Consider the following 18,973-nt stretch of genomic DNA (forward strand, 5'->3'; position numbering starts at 1 on the left):
GCAAAAATACAAAGACAGAGTTTTAAAAAATATAATGTCGCGTGCTCAATCGTTGGGATATGTGCTGTTAAGAAAACCGGAAAATGATGTCAAAAAAAATGACTTGTTATCAACATCTTAAGTCTTGGTCATTAGAAGCGGCGAAGCCGCGTGGCAATCCAGAAAATAGCTCTACAAAAATTATAAATGTTGATTTTAGAACTAGATTGCCACACCCCCTACGGGGGTTCGCAACGACGAGTCCCTTTGTTTTTCTTTTTAATTCAATTGGTTGCGCTTTAATTCACCATTTTTTAATTTCCGAATTCTCATTCATACTTGTGGGTAATGATGCCCGCGACTTGTTCGCGGGATCCAGAAAGCGTCCAAAATGTCTCAATAAACAATTTTATACACACCACAAGGGACTTGCCGCAGGACGTAGGAAGTTTGTAGTGTTTTCAAATTATTCCACTATACCTCCCAATAACCAAATCACTTAATTTGCATGATATTCAATTTAATTTCTATCACAAAAACACAATTCTTAAAAAGAAATTTAACTAGTTTTTAACTTTTTTTATATAAAATAATAATAAGTACAAAATATTTACGGAGTATTTATAATGAGATTTATAAAAATAATATTTATTTTATTTTTAACAATATTACCCATACAAAACGTTTTTACGATTGAGCCCTCCTCACCTGAAAACGTTCAGAATGTTGCAAGATCTCCCTCCCAAACACTTCTTTATCAGCGAGGCATGGATCAAGCCAAAATTTTCGTAAAATACAAAGAAGGTAATGCACAAGAAAAGGAACAAGCGCAAATAGAAATGGTTGGGCTTATTAACGCCATGGTTGATACTTTTAATAATGCATATTTAAATGAACGGGCAAAAAATACTGATCCTAATTTAGGCAAATATGATGAAAACACAGATACGCTCACAAACGATCTTCAATTTTATAATATGTTACTTGACCGACAAGCCGAATTGAATCAAAATCCCACAAAAATATCACTTCAAGATTTAGAAAAATTCGCTTTTGCACTTACTTTTTTATCACTTGAAAGACCACCTGATGTTAAAACTATCTTTATCAATTATACGAGTGGTGCATTTCAAGATTACGCCATACATAATTTAAATGTAAGAAATAATCCGATCAATTTTTTTAAAAATAACATAATCGAATTTTTTAGAAACTATCAACCCCAAAATACAGATTTTGGGCAAGTCGAATTATATGCTTATGAAAAAATGAAAACTGCAAACGCCCAAAATAATACTAATCTAGAAATTGCGCCTTTTTTTTCAAAAGATGGTGCCATCGGCATTGAAACAATGTCTTATGCAATAGCACATGAATTAATGCCCGTCGGCTTTTTTTTAAATCCATCTAAATTTCCACATATAGGTATGTATGCTCAAGTGCCCATTGGTTTTATCAAACATGATTACAATCACATCGATTCATTAGCATCATCAATGCCTGGGAATATTATTTATCAGAATAATAATTTTAAAAATATTTATGAAAGAATCAAAAAAGAAGATGAAATTACGAAGTTAAAAGATCTTATCATGCTTTTTCTTTTAAGCCATGAACTTACTTTTAATAGAACGCAACCTGAAGATGCATATGGTTTTAAATCCTTTGTTGATAAAAGTAGTATTTTCACAGATAGACCCAAACGCTATGAAGGAATTTTAGACATAATCCCTGAGCGATATCATGGGCAGTATATTTTAGACCTTAAAGATATCCATTTTTTACTTAATAAAATACAGGGTATTCAATTACCTAAAATCCCTGTAACCCAACAAGATACTTGGCAAGATTTTCTAAAATTTGAGCAATCGATCAAAAACACCCTCGCCGATCTTTTTAAAGACTTTAAAACCCGTCATCCAGAATATAGCAAAAAAACATGGGGATATTTGAAATACCAACCAGATGACATAACAAAACAAGAAATAATCAACAAATTGGAAAAAGGTAACTTTTTCATTGAAGATGAAATTAACTATTTAATTAATTATACCAACGTCAATAACAGACAAGAAAATTTAATCGATTTTCTTTTTAATACTTACATTCCTTACCGTGGCAATATTCTTTCTAAAATATTAAGCACTCAATCAGCGCATGTTATCGGCAACATTTTTCAACTTTTTATAAACGCAAATCAAGTGCCAAATCTTATAAATTTTATTATAGGCGCTAACGAAATTGACCCCACTATAAAAAAACCAATATTGAATTTGATTGAAAATCAAAACATGAATAATGATTATGGTCTTAGTGTTTTAGAGTATATTCTAAGACAATTTCATGATGCGAAAACTGATATTTTCTTCAATCTGTTACCAAACATGTTATTAAATTCAATAAATGTACTGAATTATCGATTAGCACTTTGGATTCTTATGAATGCACCCAAAGACTTTGCTAAGACATTAATGACTGAAAAAAAAGGCCAACAATCGTATAAAGCAGCAAAAGGTCTTTTAAACTATACTGATTCGGAAAAAGAGCTTCAAGAATTAAAAAATCTCATTCAAAAAATAGATGAAATATTAGCGCAACCATAGAACTTGTTTATATTTACAACGAAAGCGCCTACTTAGTAGGCGCTTTTACAAACCATATTAATAAACCCTACTAATATAGCTTTTCAATTTCAACAGATGAAAGACCTGTTATTTGCGCAATTACTTCTTTATCGAGACCTGCTTTAATCATATTTAAAGCAATCTCTATTTTTCCTTTTTCAAGGCCCTTTTCAAGGCCAATTTGCTCGCCTTTTTCAAGACCAATTTGCTCACCTTTTTCAAGACCTTCATCATATTTTTGCTCCATAGAAGCAATATAAGCGCCCTCATATTTTTCGGCTTGATCGTAAATTAATAGCTCTTCTTCGTTCCACGAAAATCGATTCAATTCCTCATAGGCACGCTCAATAATATCATCGCCTGCAATAATTTGAGCAACATCTTTTTCAGCTGTTTCTTCTGCAAATTTAAAAAAGTACATCCATTTTTCTATAATTGTTTTGAGCTCGTTGATATTTTTTTTGAATTTAGGGAGTTCTAAAAATGTAAATGAAAAATCTTTAAGATCATTTTCAAAACTGTCTTTATCCAAAATGATATGATCTGATTTGTAGTTTTCTTTATTCGGAAATATGACAAAATTGGAGATAGCTAAAAAGATAATTTCTTTAAGATCCGCATAGGCACCACCTACACGCGTTTGCGCCGCATAGGCTTTTGCTGCATAATATTGAGCGCGTTTTTCAAAGCCTTTTTCTTTTGCAACTTGAATTTCAACAATATACTGATTACCCTTGCTATCTTTACACAAGATATCAACAATACTTGTTTTTTGAGCCGCAATTTCAGGATCTTGAACCGTTTTAAGGAATGTTACATCCTCAATCGGCTCATTTTCCTTAAAAGTCAACATATCATTTAAAAAATGGATAAGGATATCCTTATTCTTTTCAGTACCAAAGATTTTTTTGAAAGCCACATCATTTTTTGGGTCCAAAAATTTGGATAACATCTAAAAGAACCTTTCAATCTTATAGTTGTTCAACTTCATGCGCAGACTAGGAATAACGCGCTGCGAGATTTCAGCGTATGAGGCAAAGTTATAATCTGAGATCTCCACCATTACATAGTTGTTCAACTTCGTGCGCAGACTAGGAATGACGCACGAAGCGTATTCTTCATACGTGAGCAAGGAATGACGACGTATCCGCGTGAAGTTCAACAACTATTATACGTCTAGATTCTCGACTTTCAGTGCATTAGTCTGGATGAACTCACGACGCGGTTCAACAACATCACCCATCAAGGTCGAAAATATTTCCTCAGCAGCATCAATATGCTCAATCTTCACTTGAAGCAATGTACGTGCATTAGGATCGAGTGTCGTTTCCCACAATTGATCCGCGTTCATTTCACCAAGCCCTTTATAACGCTGAATATTCAAGCCCTTGCGACCAAATTCAGTTACACGCGCCGCCATATCTGATGGACCTGAGATTTGGAAAGGTTCGTCTTTAATCGAAAGCGTTGATGGCTCTAAGAAATAATGACGAATATCATTAAGCTGATGATCGATTTTACGCGCGTCACTTGTTTTAATGAGTGACATTTCAAATGTACTGACTTGCTTGATCCCACGTAAAATACGCGAAAATTCAATATCGCCATTGGACAATATTTCAGCTTTCCAGCCTTTTTCAAGATCTGAAGCCAATTTATCAAGGCGTTGCACAATCAATTGAATAGTGTCTGGTAATGATTCTGGGGTTTGCTGCTCTGCATGGAAAAGACCTGCAATGGCTGCTTGCTCCACCAATGTCACGTTACCGACTTGTAATCCCATGCGATCAATGAGTTTAGAGGCAAAACAGGATTTAAGAATCAAATGACGTAATTCTGTGCTGCCGACTTGCTCTGTTTCTGTTGCAAAAGTAATATGCGCTAACCCAACATCAACCAAATATTCTTCTAAAGCTGCTTCATCTTTCAAATAAACTTTAGACTTGCCTTTTTCAACCAAATATAAAGGTGGTTGTGCAATATATAAATAACCACGCTCAATAATCGGCAACATTTGTCTGAAGAAGAAGGTTAAAAGCAAAGTACGGATATGACTACCGTCGACGTCAGCATCGGCCATAATTACGATTTTATGATAGCGTAATTTTTCAACATTAAAATCATCAGGTCCAATACTTGTCCCTAAAGCAGCAATCAATGTGCCAATTTCAGCCGAGCCCAACATTTTATCAAAACGTGCACGCTCAACGTTTAAAATCTTACCACGTAAAGGTAAAATAGCTTGGAATTGACGATCACGTCCTTGTTTTGCAGTACCACCGGCACTTGCCCCTTCGACAAGATATACTTCAGATTTTGACGCATCACGTTCTTGGCAATCCGACAATTTCCCTGGCAAGGTTGAAAGTTCTAGCACACCTTTACGACGTGTGAGTTCACGTGCACGCTTGGCAGCTTCGCGCGCAGCCGCTGCTTCAACAACTTTCGCGATTACTTTTTTAGCTTCGGCTGGATTTTCTTCAAACCATTCTGTTAATTTTTCGTTCACAAGCCCTTCAACAACAGGACGCACTTCAGATGAAACAAGTTTATCTTTTGTTTGTGATGAAAATTTAGGATCAGGTACTTTAACCGATAAAACGCAAACAAGACCTTCACGTGCATCATCGCCTGTCAAAGTCACTTTTTCTTTTTTCGCAATACCGCTTTCGGTCGCGTAATTATTAATTGTACGAGTCAACGCGCCCCTAAACCCAGCTAAGTGCGTTCCACCATCACGTTGAGGAATATTATTGGTAAAGCATAACATGGACTCATGATAAGAATCCGTCCATTGCAAGGCTACTTGCAATTGCATCCCATCTTTAACGCCTTCAACAACGATTGAAGGTTTATGAATCGCATTTTTATTACGGCCTAAATAAGCCACGAATTCACGCAATCCACCTTCATAAAACAATTCCACAATACGTGGTGTTTTTTCACGATGATCCGCTAAAATAATCGTTAAACCTGAATTCAAGAAAGCAAGTTCACGTAAGCGATGCTCAAGCGTTTCAAAATTAAATTCAAGCATCGTAAATGTTTCAGCGCTTGGCTTAAACGTAATGGATGTGCCTGTACGTGTGCCAGATTTTGCAACTTCAATAAGGGGCGACACAGCCACACCATGTTGAAAACGCATAAAATGTTCAGTACCCTTACGCCAAATACGTAAATCTAAATATTCGGATAACGCATTAACAACCGATACACCCACGCCATGAAGGCCACCCGAAACCTTATAGGAATTCTGATCAAATTTACCACCCGCATGCAATTGCGTCATAATAACTTCGGCAGCAGATATGCCTTCTTCATGATGGATATCGGTTGGTATGCCACGACCATTATCAATAACAGTCACAGAACCATCAAAATTAATATTCACTTCAATGCGATTACAAATACCGGCTAAGGCCTCATCAACAGCATTATCAACGACTTCATAGACCATATGGTGTAACCCACTGCCATCATCTGTGTCGCCAATATACATCCCTGGTCTTTTACGGACAGCATCAAGGCCCCTTAAAACCTTAATCGAATGCGCGCCATATTCTTCTTCGTTTTCCAGAGGAGGATTAATCTGTTGAGTCATTGCGCTTGTCATACCTTTTCTTCTTCCAAAATTTTGCCATCATGCATATTAAAATACTGTGCTTTTTGACTAAAAGCATCAAAAAATTGTTTTTCAGTGCCCGTCATCCATGCCTGAAGATTTAATGCGAGTATTTCCTGGCATAAAACTTCACGTCTTAAAGGATCTAAATGTGCCACCACTTCATCGAGCAACACAATAGGTGCCTTTCCTTTATACACTAATAACCGACAATGTGCGAGCACGAATGCGATAAGAAGCCCTTTTAACTCGCCTGTTGACGAAAAAGACGCCGATCTGTGGTTTCGTGCTTCTATGACCTTCAAATCAACGCGATGAGGCCCTATTCGACTACCGCCAACCTCTTTATCAATAGGTCGCAGTATTTTCAACTGCGCTTTATAAAATTCAATTGCTTGATCACGGCCATATTGCGCATAAAAATCTTCAAACTTTCCTGTCAAATGACAAATCGGTGCCGGAAAGATTGTATCCTTCTTTATATAAGGCACAAGCACGTGAAGATAGTTTTGACGTGCTTCATGAACCGCAACCCCTAAAGTCACAATATCATTTTCCAATTGCGCCAACCATTGCTGATCAGGTTCATCATTTTGTAATAATTGGATACGTTCTTTTAATTTTTTTTCGTAAGAGCTTAATCGATCAGCATGTTCGGCGTCCAAACCATAAACGCAACGATCTAAAAACTTGCGTCTGTCGCCCAAACTTTCCGTCAACAATCGATCCATTGAGGGCGTAATCCAAATGACATTAATAAGATCCGTCAGTTTTTTCTGACTAACGCTTTTCGATCCATCGATCTTAATAATACGTCTATCTTTTTCAGATTCAGGATCCAAACCCATCCCAATTTCATTCACATAACCTTGCTTATTTAAGCGTAAATGGGCCGCCCAAGGGAAAACCTGATCACCCGTTTGACGACTCAACACTTTATAAACTTCACCATGCATCCCCTTGCCCGGGCTAAAAAACGATAATGCTTCCAAAATATTCGTCTTCCCTGCCCCATTTAAACCTGTAAAAACAATAGGATTAGGGGATAATTTTAATGCTAATGATTCAATATTTCGAAACTGACTGAGACGTAATTCTTCTATATAAGGTAAATTTGAGAGCATTGATCAACTTAATCTAACATCTGTGAAACTTTTATGACTATAAAGGATGGTAGACAGGAGTTCAAGAGGTGGTTCAAGGATCTAGATTCAGTATATTTTTTAGCAAAACTGAAAAAACAACAAATTTTTCCTACAAAAAAAGAGCATTTATTTGAAAACTTGCAACCTATTGAAAAATATAGAAACATACAAAAACATCTATCGAAAAAAAACAAAACCCAGTATTTTTTACGGGTATTTTTTTTAAAATTAATTTGATAAGATCTCAATTGTTGAATTGAACATTAACCAAATAAAAATTAAATGAAATTACTTAAAATTTAAAATTGAAAGATACTAAAATGAAAAAACTATTTATACTATGCACAATTTTATTGTGTAATCAATCTTATGCAGTTGGCGATGAAGACGTTAAAGAACAATGGAAACAAGATTTTGTCGCTTCACTAGCTTCACCAATAGATGCTTATAAAAAAGCGCATCTACTTCCCAATGATTCCTACGAACATTACTATAATCTTCATATTGCCACTGAAAAAGGTCATAAAACAGCTGCTAAGGAATTACAATACACATCCAAAATGCTGAATACACAAATGGCAAGATATTATATTTATGGTGGTAGCCCAGAAGGCGATCAAAAAATCAAAACTCTTCTTGCTCAATATTTGGATCAGAATTCACCTCAGTCAGAAATAGAAATCCAAATCGAAATAAAAAACCCTTTAGCAATGTCTTACGAATATTACCATAATCTTTATCTTGCAGCTAAAGCAGGTGATAAAAAGGTTATTCAGGCATTAGAAAATTGTGCAAATTCAGCTATTAGATCAAATCATATTTGGGGCGGCAGTGTAGAAAACAATGAAAAAATCAGAGCTCTTTTTGATCAATATTTAATGCAAAATTGATCTTATTGTCTTTGTTTAATAAATCGTCATTCATTTGACTGTTTTTACAGACTACGAAAAGGCCCAATCTGGGCCTTTTTGCATATCCCCCTAAACGAACATTTTATTACGTATTCATATAGACTTTTTTCATTATATTTGCTAATAACATATTAAATTATCATAATAATTTTAGGAAAAGCATAATGAACAAACTTATATTAATTTTCTTTATCATTTTTAATATATTCACATTTGAAGTAAATGCACGCCTACCACCAGAAATCATTAAAATACGTACAGATATATTTTTAACAAATGCACCACCCAAAATTAAAATAATACTCAAACAAAAAATATTGACCGGCATCATAAAAGATACGTCTTATAATGAAAGAAAATACATCAGAAATAACATTGAATCATTTTGTCAGTCTATCACCTGGATTACAAAATTAGATCTAAGTAATTGCAAAATTGTATCATTACATCCAAATTTTGGAAATCTTATTTGCTTAAATGAATTAAACCTTAGTAGAAACCACCTACAAACTTTACCTGATAGCTTTAAAAATTTGCTCCATTTAGAAAAACTTGATCTCCATGATAATGAATTTGAACTCTTTCCCGAAAGCATCCTATCTTTACCTAAGTTAAAAACCTTATTTCTATCTCAAAACAAACTTAAAAAAATACCAATTGAAATAAAAGAATTAAATACACTAGAAGATTTTTCGCTGAGAGATAATAAAATAGAAGAATTGCCTGATGAAATTTCATTATTGAAAAATTTAATAGACCTTAACCTTAGCAACAACCAGCTTCGTAAGCTACCTAATAATATTGGTCAATTAAGTGCATTAAAGGATTTTTCATTTAGCCACAATAAAATAGAAAAATTACCAGAAAGCATTGTATGTTTACTGCATTTAGAAAATATTGATGCCAACAATAATGCAATATTAGACTTACCTATAAACATAGGCGTATTAACAAAACTTGAAAGTTTTCATCTCTACAATAATAACATTACGACATTACCTGATAGCATTTTACTCTTATCTGAATTAAGAGTACTCGATCTTGATGACAATAAAATTAAAAACATCCCTAAAAATATTGGGGCTTTAGCTAAATTAGAATATCTATCGTTAAAGGGCAATAAAGACATATGTTTCGTGCCCAGCTCTATAAAAAACTTAGAATCGCTTCATATGCTTAGATTAATAGGCACAAATATTCCCGAAATAAGTAAAGATAACAATTTGGGACAACAAAATTTACGGGAATTCTTCGGAAGAAATGTTCATTTATCTTATGAAGATAACAATGAACTACAATCTGACGAAGAAATGGAAGTCGAAGAAGATGATTTATCAAATACAGAATTATCCTATGACACTGGCTTACATGATGAACACATGATGGAAGGTGATGAGCATATTTACGAATATGACGAAGAAACACCTTCTGAAGAAGATTTTTCGAATTCACCAGCACCACATATTACAAATCTAAATGACACACATACTGGGATGTACGATGATGAGGATATCTCTGATTTTGAATTAAATGGATATCAAGAATCAGAATCGTCTGAAGAGGAATATTAATGTTCAAAAATAAATTCTTGTTAACATCTCTTCAATATGTTAGGAACATCAAAACGTTAGTTCGCAGTTAATTTCTAACACAATGTTAAGGATGATAAATTGAAAAACAATCTCTTCAAAAGTGCAAGGCTAACCAAATTTTTTTTATCAATCATTGTGATATCAAACCTATTTACATTTCAAACCAATGCAACATTAAATGAAGCTCAAAAAACAGAAATCACAAAAGAATTTACAAAATATGCATCTATTACGATCAGCGCTGGTCTTGAAGCAAAAATAGTATCTGGACAAATAACCAATTTAACACCAGATCAAAAAGAATATATGAAAGATCACCTTTCAGCTTTATGTAACTCATTGACCTGGATTAAAGAACTAGATTTACAAAATTGTATGATTGAATCATTACCAGATGAAATATCTAAACTCAAAGAATTAAGAGTGCTTAATTTATCGAATAATAAAATTTCGACTTTACCTGAAAATATTGTTACATTACCTAAACTCAATTATCTCAATCTTTCAAACAATCAATTCACAACTTTTCCTATGAATCTTCATACATTACCACAGCTTAAATTTATCGATCTTGCAAATAACAAACTAGAATCTTCTCCTGATGAAAACAGTGAAAAAACCAAAATTACAAAAGATTTTTTAAAATATGCATCTTTCACGATCAGAGCTGGTCTTGAAGCAAAAGTAATATCTGGTGAATTAATCAATTTAACACAAAGTGAAAAAGAATACATAAAAGATCACTTCCCTGCATTATGCAATTCCTTAAATTGGATTGAAAAATTAGAATTATACAATTGTAACATTGAATCATTACCCCCTGAAATTTGTAATCTTACAAATTTAACAATACTTGATTTGTCAAATAACAAATTACAAAATTTACCTATTAGCTTTTATGAATTAGGCGGATTACAATATCTTTATCTCTCTTCCAATAATATTGATACGTTACATGAAGAAATTGAAGGGTTGAAAAGCCTAATTGATCTTAATCTAAACAATAATAAAATCTCTGTTTTTCCTAATAATATTACGACATTACCTAAACTTGAATATCTTTGTGTTGAAAACAATCAACTTACATCTTTACCTGAAGAAATAGGAAACTTAAATACACTTATACACATTGATTTAAACAATAACAAAATTAAAGAAATACCAAATAGTGTTGTTAATTTACAAAATTTAAAAGGATTATACATTGAGTACAACAATATCAAAATATTACCTGAAAATTTTAACAACCTAATAAAAATAGAAGTTATAAATTTATATCACAATGAAATCAAATCGCTGCCCTATAATTTTGAACTATTACCCCAATTACAAGATCTTAATCTTGGCCATAACAAACTAGAATCATTACCTGAAAACATAGGAAAATTATTATCATTAAAAAATCTTACACTCGAAGACAATAATAAATTGAGAATGATACCTAGATCATTGCTTAAATTAAAAAATTCTCTTGAATCGCTTAATTTACTCTACACAAACATTCCCTTTAAATCCAAAAACGGCATGCTCGGACGAGAAGAATTACAACGACTTATGACAAACCGTGTTGTTTTTTCACTAGAAAAACCCAGACATCGCTTAAAATAAATCTAATAGGATCATTTCAACAAATGCCCATTACATCATCCCTGCCGCCCTCATGTAAGAAAAGTTACACTTCAAGCATTCATGTCAGCGACAATGGCGCATTAACCCAACTTATTCAGCGGAATCTTGATGTATTGAATACCATTAGCTTCGGGTTTACCAAGATTGCCTGCACGTAAATTCACTTGAATCGAGGGCAACAACAAACGCGGCACTGCTTTGCCTTTATCCTTAGCAGTGCGAGCGGCCACATACTCGACCTCAGTGACACCTTCATGCACCATACTATTTTTAGCTTTCTGATCGGCCACCGTGGAGACATAACCCACCGGTTCGCCCTGCGGCGGATAATCATGACAGGTGTAGATTTTGGTGGTTTCTGGCAATGAAAGTATCTTTTGAATGGATTGATAGAGCGTGCTCGCATTGCCACCCGGAAAGTCGGTGCGGGCGGTACCGACATAAGGCATGAAAATCGTATCACCCACAAACGCAGCGCCTCCCATCAAATAAGTAACGCAAGCAGGCGTATGTCCAGGTGTATGCATCACCTTCACTTCAAGGCTACCGATAGAAAAAACCTCTCCATCTTTGAACAAACAATCGAACTGCGAACCATCCAATGGCGTATCATGCGCAGTATTAAACAATGGTACCCAGAATTTCAACACGTCTTTAATATGCTCGCCAATACCAATTTTACCGCCGAGCTTTTCTTTCAAATAATGCGATCCTGTTAAATGATCCGCATGAGCATGGGTCTCCAAAATCCACTCTACACTCAGGCCTTGCTCCTTCACATAGGTAATCACCTTGTCGGACGAGACAGTCGATGTTTTACCAGCATGCATATCATAATCCAACACGGAGTCTATAATCGCACATTTCTTAGTTTCTGGGTCACTCACCACATAGGTAAAGGTCGCAGTATCGATATCAAAAAAATGGTGTATATGCACAAAAACCTCCTTCAATTTACGTTAAACAATGCGTACATCTCTTCTGTCAACACAGCAAGGCCAATCAGAAGCGTAAACACACCAAATAATTTTTTGAGTTTCTGGCCTTCGAACCGCTTACTCAGCGTAGTGCCAAGCCACATACCCAAAAGCGTCAAGCTAAGAAATGTAATAATCAACTGCCAATCGAGTGGAATACCTACGGCAATATCACCATTAAATCCCACCAAAGAATTGATGGCAATAATGGCCAGTGATGTGCCAATCGCTTCTTTCATAGACAAGCCAAAAAGTGCAATCAAGGTGGGGATGATAAGGAAACCACCACCCGCACCTACCATGCCTGTGAGCAAACCAACGCCTGCACTGCCAAAGATAAGCTTAACAGCATGACCAAACGTCAGCGTATGGGAGCGATTAGGCACAACCTTAGCGGGACGCAGCATAAAACCAGCCGCCAGAATCATCAGCACTGCAAATAGTAGCATGATAAAAATGTCTTTAGGGACACCTAGCAACAGATCGGGAATGGCAGGGACAATAAAGGTACGTGTGGTCAGCACCGTTAGCATTGCGGGAACAGCAAACAATAGCACTGCTTTCATATTCACTAAATCATTACGCCAGTAACGTATGGCACCGGCAAATGCCGCACAACCCACCACCAGCAATGAATAGCCCGTGGCCACAATAGGCTTCACACCCAACAAATACACCAATATCGGCACGGTGAGGATAGAGCCACCCGCACCAATAAGACCAAGGATGAGCCCCATCAAGATCGCCAAGATGTAACCGAGAATTTCCATGATTATTTTACGTTACAACTTGTTGTACGGGCCACATTCTTATTCCAAGGCATTTTTGCCATCATCATCGCAAGACCACAAAACCCTGTAAACCCTGCAAACGTTAAACCAACACCAATAAGACCTGTAAGTAAAAACCATACAGGAGAAAAAATAGCACCCAATACGCTGCTCGCTATCAGCATCAACCCAATAGCAAGTTGCACCTGCCGATCGAGTGGCAAAAAAAATTTTCCTGATGCGACGATAGAATGACCCGCAGCGCCCCATGCAGAGATACCACCTTCAAGATTGTACACTTCAAGATTTGGATCTTCAGCCAGAAGTTTTTCACACGCACTAGCACCTCGTTTCCCCGAACGACAGTGGATCACAAGTTTCTTACCCTCACAGCAAGGAACGGATGATTTTGTCACCGTACCAAGCGGTACCAACGTTGCGCCTTGAATTTTCTCGGCGTCGTGCTCGGCGGGTTCACGTACATCCACTACCACAGCTTCACCAGAATCCATCCAGCGCTTGAGGGTAGCAGCATCAACATTTTTTATGGGCATATCATTTCTCCCGTATTATTTTAGAACAAACTAATACATTAGTTAAATTTTTTATGTTACTTGCAGTAAATCAGATACAAAGTGGACAAAATGGCTTCCACCTCAGGATTGTTGATGCGGTAATAAACCATTTGGCCTTGTTTATCGGCTTCTACCATCTTCAAATCACGCATTTTTGCTAAATGCTGAGAAAGAGCAGAGCTTGACAACCCAACTAAATCAGCAAGCTGCCCCACTGATTTCTCACCCTTGACCAAATGACAAAGAATCATCAACCTTTTAGCATTTGCCAACAATTTCAGCATGCTCTCGGCCTTAGCAGCATTACGTTGCATCACTTCAAGACTGGATTGCATAGATTTCTCTTCCATATTAATAGTATATTAGAATCTGCTAAAGGAAACAATGAGCATCTTCATGAACCAAATAAATCTGTCCTTCCAATGTCTATAACTATATCTTTAAAGAAGACCCTTTTAAATGCCTGTTGAACTACATCATCTTATGGAGTGGGGCACCTTCTTTTTTAACACATGTACCACGCTCATGATGCTGCGGGTTCATTATAATCACCCCTCCTCTTTTGAGACATTCTTGATAATTCAATTTTTTCTCAGGCGCACCTTTTTTAAGGCCCTCATAGGTCGGTAAATTGTTCGATTTTGTGGGTTGTTGCGGTGCTGCATAAGCATTGATTGACCCTAAAACTAACAAAAAAAGAAATATTGTTTTCATTTTTTCCTCACTCAATAATAATTATTTATAATTTCAGTTTAAATAAAATATATTAAAAAAACGTTAAATTAACCCGATTGCATTCGGATTGAGCTTCCCGATAGTTGAAAGATCTCTAATAATATCCTCAATCTATTTTTATCTTCAGTGGAATGCGCCGATGCTAAAAAGAAATTTTTAACATCTTGGTTTGCACGCGCTAGTAAATCATAATCCTCGGGAAATCTTGCAAGTTTGAATTCTTTATGGCCGCTTTGAGCGCGCCCTAATACATCGCCACTACCGCGTAATTTTAAATCTTGTTCTGAAATTTCAAACCCATCATTTGTTTCACGCATGATTTCAAGACGTCGTCTTGCAATGGGACTTAGTCGCTCTGCATATAATAACAAGCAATATGATTGTAAATCGGAACGTCCCACACGACCACGTAATTGGTGCAGTTGTGACAGACCAAAACGTTCCGCATGTTCAATAATAATTGTTGTGGCACGCGGCACATTAATGCCCACTTCAACAACGGTCGTTGATACTAAAATCGAGATGCTACCTTCTTGAAATTGTTGCAAAACAACTTCTTTTGATTGGCTGTCTTTTTGACCATGAATAATACCAACTTTATCACCAAAGATTTTGTGTAGATCCTTGAATCTTTCTTCAGCCGCTGCTAAATCAAGTGCTTCTGATTCATTGATAAGGGGACATATCCAATAAATTTGTTCTTTTTTTTCAAGGCGTCTGTGGAGCGCATCGATAATATCGCTCATCCGTTCAAGGGGGATGGCTTTTGTGTCGATATGCTTGCGACCCTCGGGCTTCGTTTTAATTGATGAAATATCAAGATCACCATAAAACGCCATTTGAAGCGTCCGTGGGATAGGGGTTGCCGTCATCAGCAACAAATGCGGCGAAATGCCTTTTTGAAGCAATCTTGCGCGTTGTTCAACGCCATACCGATGTTGCTCATCAATAATGGCATAACCCAGATTTTTGAAAATGACGGGATCTTCGAAAATAGCATGCGTGCCGATTAAGATATTGATTTCACCTGCTTCTAAAGCTTCCAGCAATTTTTGACGTTTTTTACCTTTTTCTTGACCCGTAAGAATAGCAGCTTTTAAGCCAAGTTGATTTGCCCATTGTTCGAAATGGCCAAAATGCTGACGCGCTAAAATTTCAGTGGGCGCCATGATCGCTGTTTGAAATCCTGCTTGTATAATAGGCAGCATAGATAAAAAAGCGATAATCGTTTTACCACTGCCCACATCGCCTTGCAAAAGACGGCGCATGGGAATACCAGAGACGAAATCACGCTCAATATCCTGTAACGAAGTCACTTGGTCAGGTGTTAATTTAAAAGGCAAGGTCGGGAAAAATTGTTCATAAAAGTTGCCCTTAGGTTGAATAATCTCAGTTTTATGGGTTTTTAATTTTTGACGACTCGCCTGAAGGGTTAATTGATTACTATATAATTCGTCGTAAGCCAGCAATCGCCTTGCCTCTTGGATATGATTCAAATCTTCTTTTGTTTGACATAAATGAATCCGTGACAGGCTTTTGTCCCAATGTCCCAAATAATCAACAGGCAATTTTGCAAGTGCATTTTTAATCAAACGCTGAATATATTTTTGGGTAATGCCTTGAGACAAAGGGTATATCGATTCAATAGCAGGAATTTGATTTCGTTGATCAATGCTTACACAATAATCCGGGTGAATCATTTGCTTTTTATGTTGGTAATTTTCAATTTTACCACTAATTATTTTCGTAGCACCAATCGGATAAAGATTCTGAAGAATTTGTTCTTTTAAATGAAAATAAGAAAGATTTAAGAAACCCGAATCATCGCTTACAACAATTTGATAAGGACTACCTTTACGTTTATTCGGAAAATGTTGCTCAACCTTTACCTTAAGCGTCACCATTTGATCATGTTGAGCATCTTTGATTTGGGCAATTTGGTTGCGTTGTATATAGTTGGAAGGCATATGTAAAAGCAGATCAATGACGCGATTGCCGCCCAACAATCTGCTTAACAATACACCAAATTTTTCCCCAATCATCGGCATCGTTTCAAGATGCTGAAAGATAAAATGTTCAATTTCTTGGGCTATAGATAAGCCTTGATCAGGGTTTTGCATTTAAGGCTTCAACGTTTCCATAAGTTCATTCCATTCGCGTTTGCTCATGCCACTATTTTCTTGGGTCACTTGCTTGCCAGCGAGCATATCTTTAACGATTTGCATGCCTTTACCAGAAATCGAGGTCGCATTGACATAATAATCCATGAAAGCAGCATAGGTGATGGGCACCCATTTTTGAACAATTTCAAGCATTTTTTGCGCGTAAATACGAATTTCATATTGAGCATGCGGGTCAGCGCGTAAACTTAAAAAATGTAAAAGATTATGCAAATCAACTTTCCAATACCATTGGGTATAGGCATTAACAGGCAAATTCATTCGGGCAAGTTCACGTGCAAGGCATGAACGCGATGGATCAATTATCTGTCCTTCATCGTCTTCATTAAGCAAATAAACATAATTGTCATAAGCACGATTGGCATCGTCTTTAAGAATTTGCAATGCTTTATCAGCTTCAGCGCCCTGTAAAACTTCAGCGCGACCTTGACGATTGGTGCTTGATTGAGCCGCTAAATGTTCAGGCGCCGGAATATAAAACTCTCGATCCAAGATCGAGTAACGTGCTGAATATTCATTCACATTAGCAGTTCTATGCCTAATCCATTGGCGAGCCACAAAAATGGGAAGTTTAATGTGGAATTTCATTTCACACATTTCAAAAGGCGTCGTGTGTCTGTGGCGCAACAAATAATTGAGAAGCCCCTGATCTTCACGGGATTTTTTTGTACCCTTACCATAAGATACGCGTGCCGCTTGAACAATCGCTGAATCATCGCCCATATAATCTATAACCCGCACAAATCCATGGTCTAGAATAGGGATTGGTTCATAAAGAAGCGCTTCAATTTCGGGCACCGTTGCACGTTTTGTTTGAAAAGTAGCTTCTGTTAATTCTTGGATTTCGGTCTTCTGGGTCAAATTCACAGGCATCAGCAATCTCTCTAAAAAAAATTTTCCTAAATATATTACTACCACCCCTTCTCAAAAGGCTCAAGAGTGCTTATTATATTAGGTGTCAGCTTGTCTGACTATGGCGATAAACATCATGTGGAATAATTGGCACGGACCCGGGGGCGGTACCCGGCGCCTCCACCAGATTTGAACGCGTCAGATTATGAGGCAAAGTCTAGGAGAATCGAGAACCGGCGCGGAATGTACTTTTTCGTACATGAGCACAGATTGCTGCGAATCGACGACGAATTTGTCCATAAGATGGTGTGTTGTATATGGGGGCGAAATAGGATCGACGTACATGGTAAAGACTTGATTTTTGCTCGGCATTGTACCGCCGTTATCGGGCTAATTTGAAAATGCCAACTTAAATGTAAAGGCATCTAACTATAATGGGACTGCATCTGCCTACGCAGCTGCATAACGTTTGACGTTAGAGCGGTTTGGGGGGCACCGGGCAACAGAAAGCCCCCTACTTTATTTAAAAATGAGTATGCAATTAGGTGAGGAAAATAGTTTTCCGCTCAAAGAAGATGAGTTAAAGGACATAGAAAGTGGCCCAAAAATTATTTAATTATGAACCATTAATTGAAAAAGCATTACGAGGCGTTATTGCTGATACGCTCAGTCATGTTGCAAAAAACAATCTATTGGGTGAACAGCATTTTTATATTAGTTTTTTAACGCAATATCCAGGTGTTGAAATTCCAGACTACCTTGCAGAAGAATATCCAGAAGAAATGACCATTGTTTTACAACATCAATATTTTGGTTTAAAAGTCCACGCTGATCGTTTTGAAGTGATGCTTGTTTTTGGCAGCGCGCCTGATAAAATTGTTGTGCCTTTTGAAGCAATTACAGATTTCATGGATCCATCACAACGTTTTGAATTAAAATTTATGCCTGATTTAGGCGATGAGATCGAAGACATCGAAGAAACTAAAGCAAAATCTTCAAAATCAAAAGCAACGTCTAAAACTGGATCGAAAAAATCGTCTAAAGTTGATAAAGAAGATGCAACAACGCCAACTTCAGATAATGGCAATAATGTTGTGACATTAGATGCTTTTCGGAAGAAATAATTTTTTAAAAGTTCGTTATGGGTTATTGACATTTAACGACCACCCACTCCCTTACTATGTCCGCGACCATATAATTACCCATAAATATAAACCCCACCCCCTTCCTACGTCCCGCGACCATATCATTACCCATAAGTGTTTCAACCTATTGATTTTTAATATAATTTTTGCGACAATGTTTTCTTTTTAGGGAGCATTATTCATGAATTGGTCTGAAAGTGAATATGGTTTGATAGATTTAGGAGATAAACGTTTAAA

At 36.5% G+C, this 18,973-nt stretch carries 15 protein-coding genes and 1 other RNA gene; 6 read left to right on the top strand and 10 right to left on the bottom strand.

Going from position 1 to position 18,973, the window contains the following annotated elements; translation table 11 throughout:
* Positions 1 to 605: 605 nt before the first annotated feature.
* Positions 606 to 2,582: a hypothetical protein gene (locus tag Q8L85_02910; protein ID MDP1723632.1), complete on the top strand. Its 1,977-nt coding sequence runs from the start codon at positions 606 to 608 to the stop codon at positions 2,580 to 2,582.
* Positions 2,583 to 2,652: 70 nt separating this feature from the next.
* Here the strand turns inward: Q8L85_02910 and Q8L85_02915 are convergent, their stop codons facing one another.
* The 3 genes from Q8L85_02915 to recF form a co-directional block, all read right to left on the bottom strand.
* Complete coding sequence (locus Q8L85_02915) at positions 2,653 to 3,555, bottom strand: Rpn family recombination-promoting nuclease/putative transposase (protein MDP1723633.1); 903 nt, start codon at positions 3,553 to 3,555, stop codon at positions 2,653 to 2,655.
* Positions 3,556 to 3,771: 216 nt separating this feature from the next.
* Positions 3,772 to 6,216, bottom strand: a complete 2,445-nt coding sequence (gyrB, locus tag Q8L85_02920; protein MDP1723634.1) for a DNA topoisomerase (ATP-hydrolyzing) subunit B — start codon at positions 6,214 to 6,216, stop codon at positions 3,772 to 3,774.
* Positions 6,213 to 7,349: a DNA replication/repair protein RecF gene (recF, locus tag Q8L85_02925; GenBank protein MDP1723635.1), complete on the bottom strand. Its 1,137-nt coding sequence runs from the start codon at positions 7,347 to 7,349 to the stop codon at positions 6,213 to 6,215. Before recF ends, gyrB begins: the two co-directional genes overlap by 4 nt.
* Positions 7,350 to 7,690: 341 nt before the next feature.
* Here recF and Q8L85_02930 point away from each other — a divergent pair, with 341 nt between their 5' ends.
* From Q8L85_02930 to Q8L85_02940, 3 genes are all read left to right on the top strand, one after another.
* The gene (locus tag Q8L85_02930) at positions 7,691 to 8,260 is read left to right on the top strand and encodes a hypothetical protein (GenBank protein ID MDP1723636.1); all 570 of its coding nucleotides are present in this window, start codon (positions 7,691 to 7,693) and stop codon (positions 8,258 to 8,260) included.
* Positions 8,261 to 8,445: 185 nt separating this feature from the next.
* Entirely contained in the window at positions 8,446 to 9,852 is a 1,407-nt protein-coding gene (locus tag Q8L85_02935) for a leucine-rich repeat domain-containing protein (protein MDP1723637.1), read from the top strand.
* Between the two features lie 99 nt (positions 9,853 to 9,951).
* Positions 9,952 to 11,481, top strand: coding sequence for a leucine-rich repeat domain-containing protein (locus tag Q8L85_02940; protein MDP1723638.1), 1,530 nt, complete (start codon positions 9,952 to 9,954; stop codon positions 11,479 to 11,481).
* A gap of 101 nt (positions 11,482 to 11,582) precedes the next feature.
* Here the strand turns inward: Q8L85_02940 and Q8L85_02945 are convergent, their stop codons facing one another.
* From Q8L85_02945 to thyX, 7 genes are all read right to left on the bottom strand, one after another.
* Positions 11,583 to 12,440 carry an MBL fold metallo-hydrolase gene (locus Q8L85_02945; GenBank protein MDP1723639.1) on the bottom strand — a complete coding sequence of 286 codons (858 nt, stop codon included), beginning with the start codon at positions 12,438 to 12,440 and terminating at the stop codon, positions 11,583 to 11,585.
* An 11-nt stretch (positions 12,441 to 12,451) separates the two neighbouring features.
* Entirely contained in the window at positions 12,452 to 13,249 is a 798-nt protein-coding gene (locus tag Q8L85_02950) for a sulfite exporter TauE/SafE family protein (protein ID MDP1723640.1), read from the bottom strand.
* A 2-nt stretch (positions 13,250 to 13,251) separates the two neighbouring features.
* Positions 13,252 to 13,803: a rhodanese-like domain-containing protein gene (locus Q8L85_02955; GenBank protein ID MDP1723641.1), complete on the bottom strand. Its 552-nt coding sequence runs from the start codon at positions 13,801 to 13,803 to the stop codon at positions 13,252 to 13,254.
* Positions 13,804 to 13,859: 56 nt separating this feature from the next.
* Positions 13,860 to 14,159, bottom strand: coding sequence for a metalloregulator ArsR/SmtB family transcription factor (locus tag Q8L85_02960; GenBank protein MDP1723642.1), 300 nt, complete (start codon positions 14,157 to 14,159; stop codon positions 13,860 to 13,862).
* 136 nt (positions 14,160 to 14,295) lie between these two features.
* Entirely contained in the window at positions 14,296 to 14,538 is a 243-nt protein-coding gene (locus Q8L85_02965) for a hypothetical protein (protein MDP1723643.1), read from the bottom strand.
* A 68-nt stretch (positions 14,539 to 14,606) separates the two neighbouring features.
* On the bottom strand, positions 14,607 to 16,679 hold the full coding sequence (recG, locus tag Q8L85_02970; GenBank protein ID MDP1723644.1) for an ATP-dependent DNA helicase RecG: 2,073 nt from the start codon (positions 16,677 to 16,679) through the stop codon (positions 14,607 to 14,609).
* On the bottom strand, positions 16,680 to 17,612 hold the full coding sequence (gene thyX / locus Q8L85_02975; GenBank protein ID MDP1723645.1) for an FAD-dependent thymidylate synthase: 933 nt from the start codon (positions 17,610 to 17,612) through the stop codon (positions 16,680 to 16,682). It abuts the gene before it with no gap.
* 44 nt (positions 17,613 to 17,656) lie between these two features.
* Here thyX and ssrA point away from each other — a divergent pair.
* Positions 17,657 to 18,110: a transfer-messenger RNA gene (gene ssrA / locus Q8L85_02980) on the top strand.
* Between the two features lie 77 nt (positions 18,111 to 18,187).
* Positions 18,188 to 18,715, top strand: a complete 528-nt coding sequence (locus Q8L85_02985; protein MDP1723646.1) for a ClpXP protease specificity-enhancing factor SspB — start codon at positions 18,188 to 18,190, stop codon at positions 18,713 to 18,715.
* The last annotated feature ends 258 nt before the right edge of the window (positions 18,716 to 18,973 follow it).

It is taken from the genome of Alphaproteobacteria bacterium, assembly GCA_030680745.1.
Lineage (GTDB): Bacteria > Pseudomonadota > Alphaproteobacteria > JAUXUR01 > JAUXUR01 > JAUXUR01.

What these genes read in the sequence shown, in the direction of transcription:
- recF (MDP1723635.1), bottom strand. Translation starts at nt 7,349, where the DNA reads ATGCTCTCAAATTTACCTTATATAGAAGAATTACGTCTCAGTCAGTTT.
- Q8L85_02960 (MDP1723642.1), bottom strand. Translation starts at nt 14,159, where the DNA reads ATGCAATCCAGTCTTGAAGTGATGCAACGTAATGCTGCTAAGGCCGAG.
- recG (MDP1723644.1), bottom strand. Translation starts at nt 16,679, where the DNA reads ATGCAAAACCCTGATCAAGGCTTATCTATAGCCCAAGAAATTGAACAT.
- Q8L85_02915 (MDP1723633.1), bottom strand. Translation starts at nt 3,555, where the DNA reads ATGTTATCCAAATTTTTGGACCCAAAAAATGATGTGGCTTTCAAAAAA.
- Q8L85_02935 (MDP1723637.1), top strand. Translation starts at nt 8,446, where the DNA reads ATGAACAAACTTATATTAATTTTCTTTATCATTTTTAATATATTCACA.
- Q8L85_02965 (MDP1723643.1), bottom strand. Translation starts at nt 14,538, where the DNA reads ATGAAAACAATATTTCTTTTTTTGTTAGTTTTAGGGTCAATCAATGCT.
- Q8L85_02930 (MDP1723636.1), top strand. Translation starts at nt 7,691, where the DNA reads ATGAAAAAACTATTTATACTATGCACAATTTTATTGTGTAATCAATCT.
- Q8L85_02950 (MDP1723640.1), bottom strand. Translation starts at nt 13,249, where the DNA reads ATGGAAATTCTCGGTTACATCTTGGCGATCTTGATGGGGCTCATCCTT.
- Q8L85_02910 (MDP1723632.1), top strand. Translation starts at nt 606, where the DNA reads ATGAGATTTATAAAAATAATATTTATTTTATTTTTAACAATATTACCC.
- thyX (MDP1723645.1), bottom strand. Translation starts at nt 17,612, where the DNA reads ATGCCTGTGAATTTGACCCAGAAGACCGAAATCCAAGAATTAACAGAA.
- Q8L85_02955 (MDP1723641.1), bottom strand. Translation starts at nt 13,803, where the DNA reads ATGCCCATAAAAAATGTTGATGCTGCTACCCTCAAGCGCTGGATGGAT.
- gyrB (MDP1723634.1), bottom strand. Translation starts at nt 6,216, where the DNA reads ATGACAAGCGCAATGACTCAACAGATTAATCCTCCTCTGGAAAACGAA.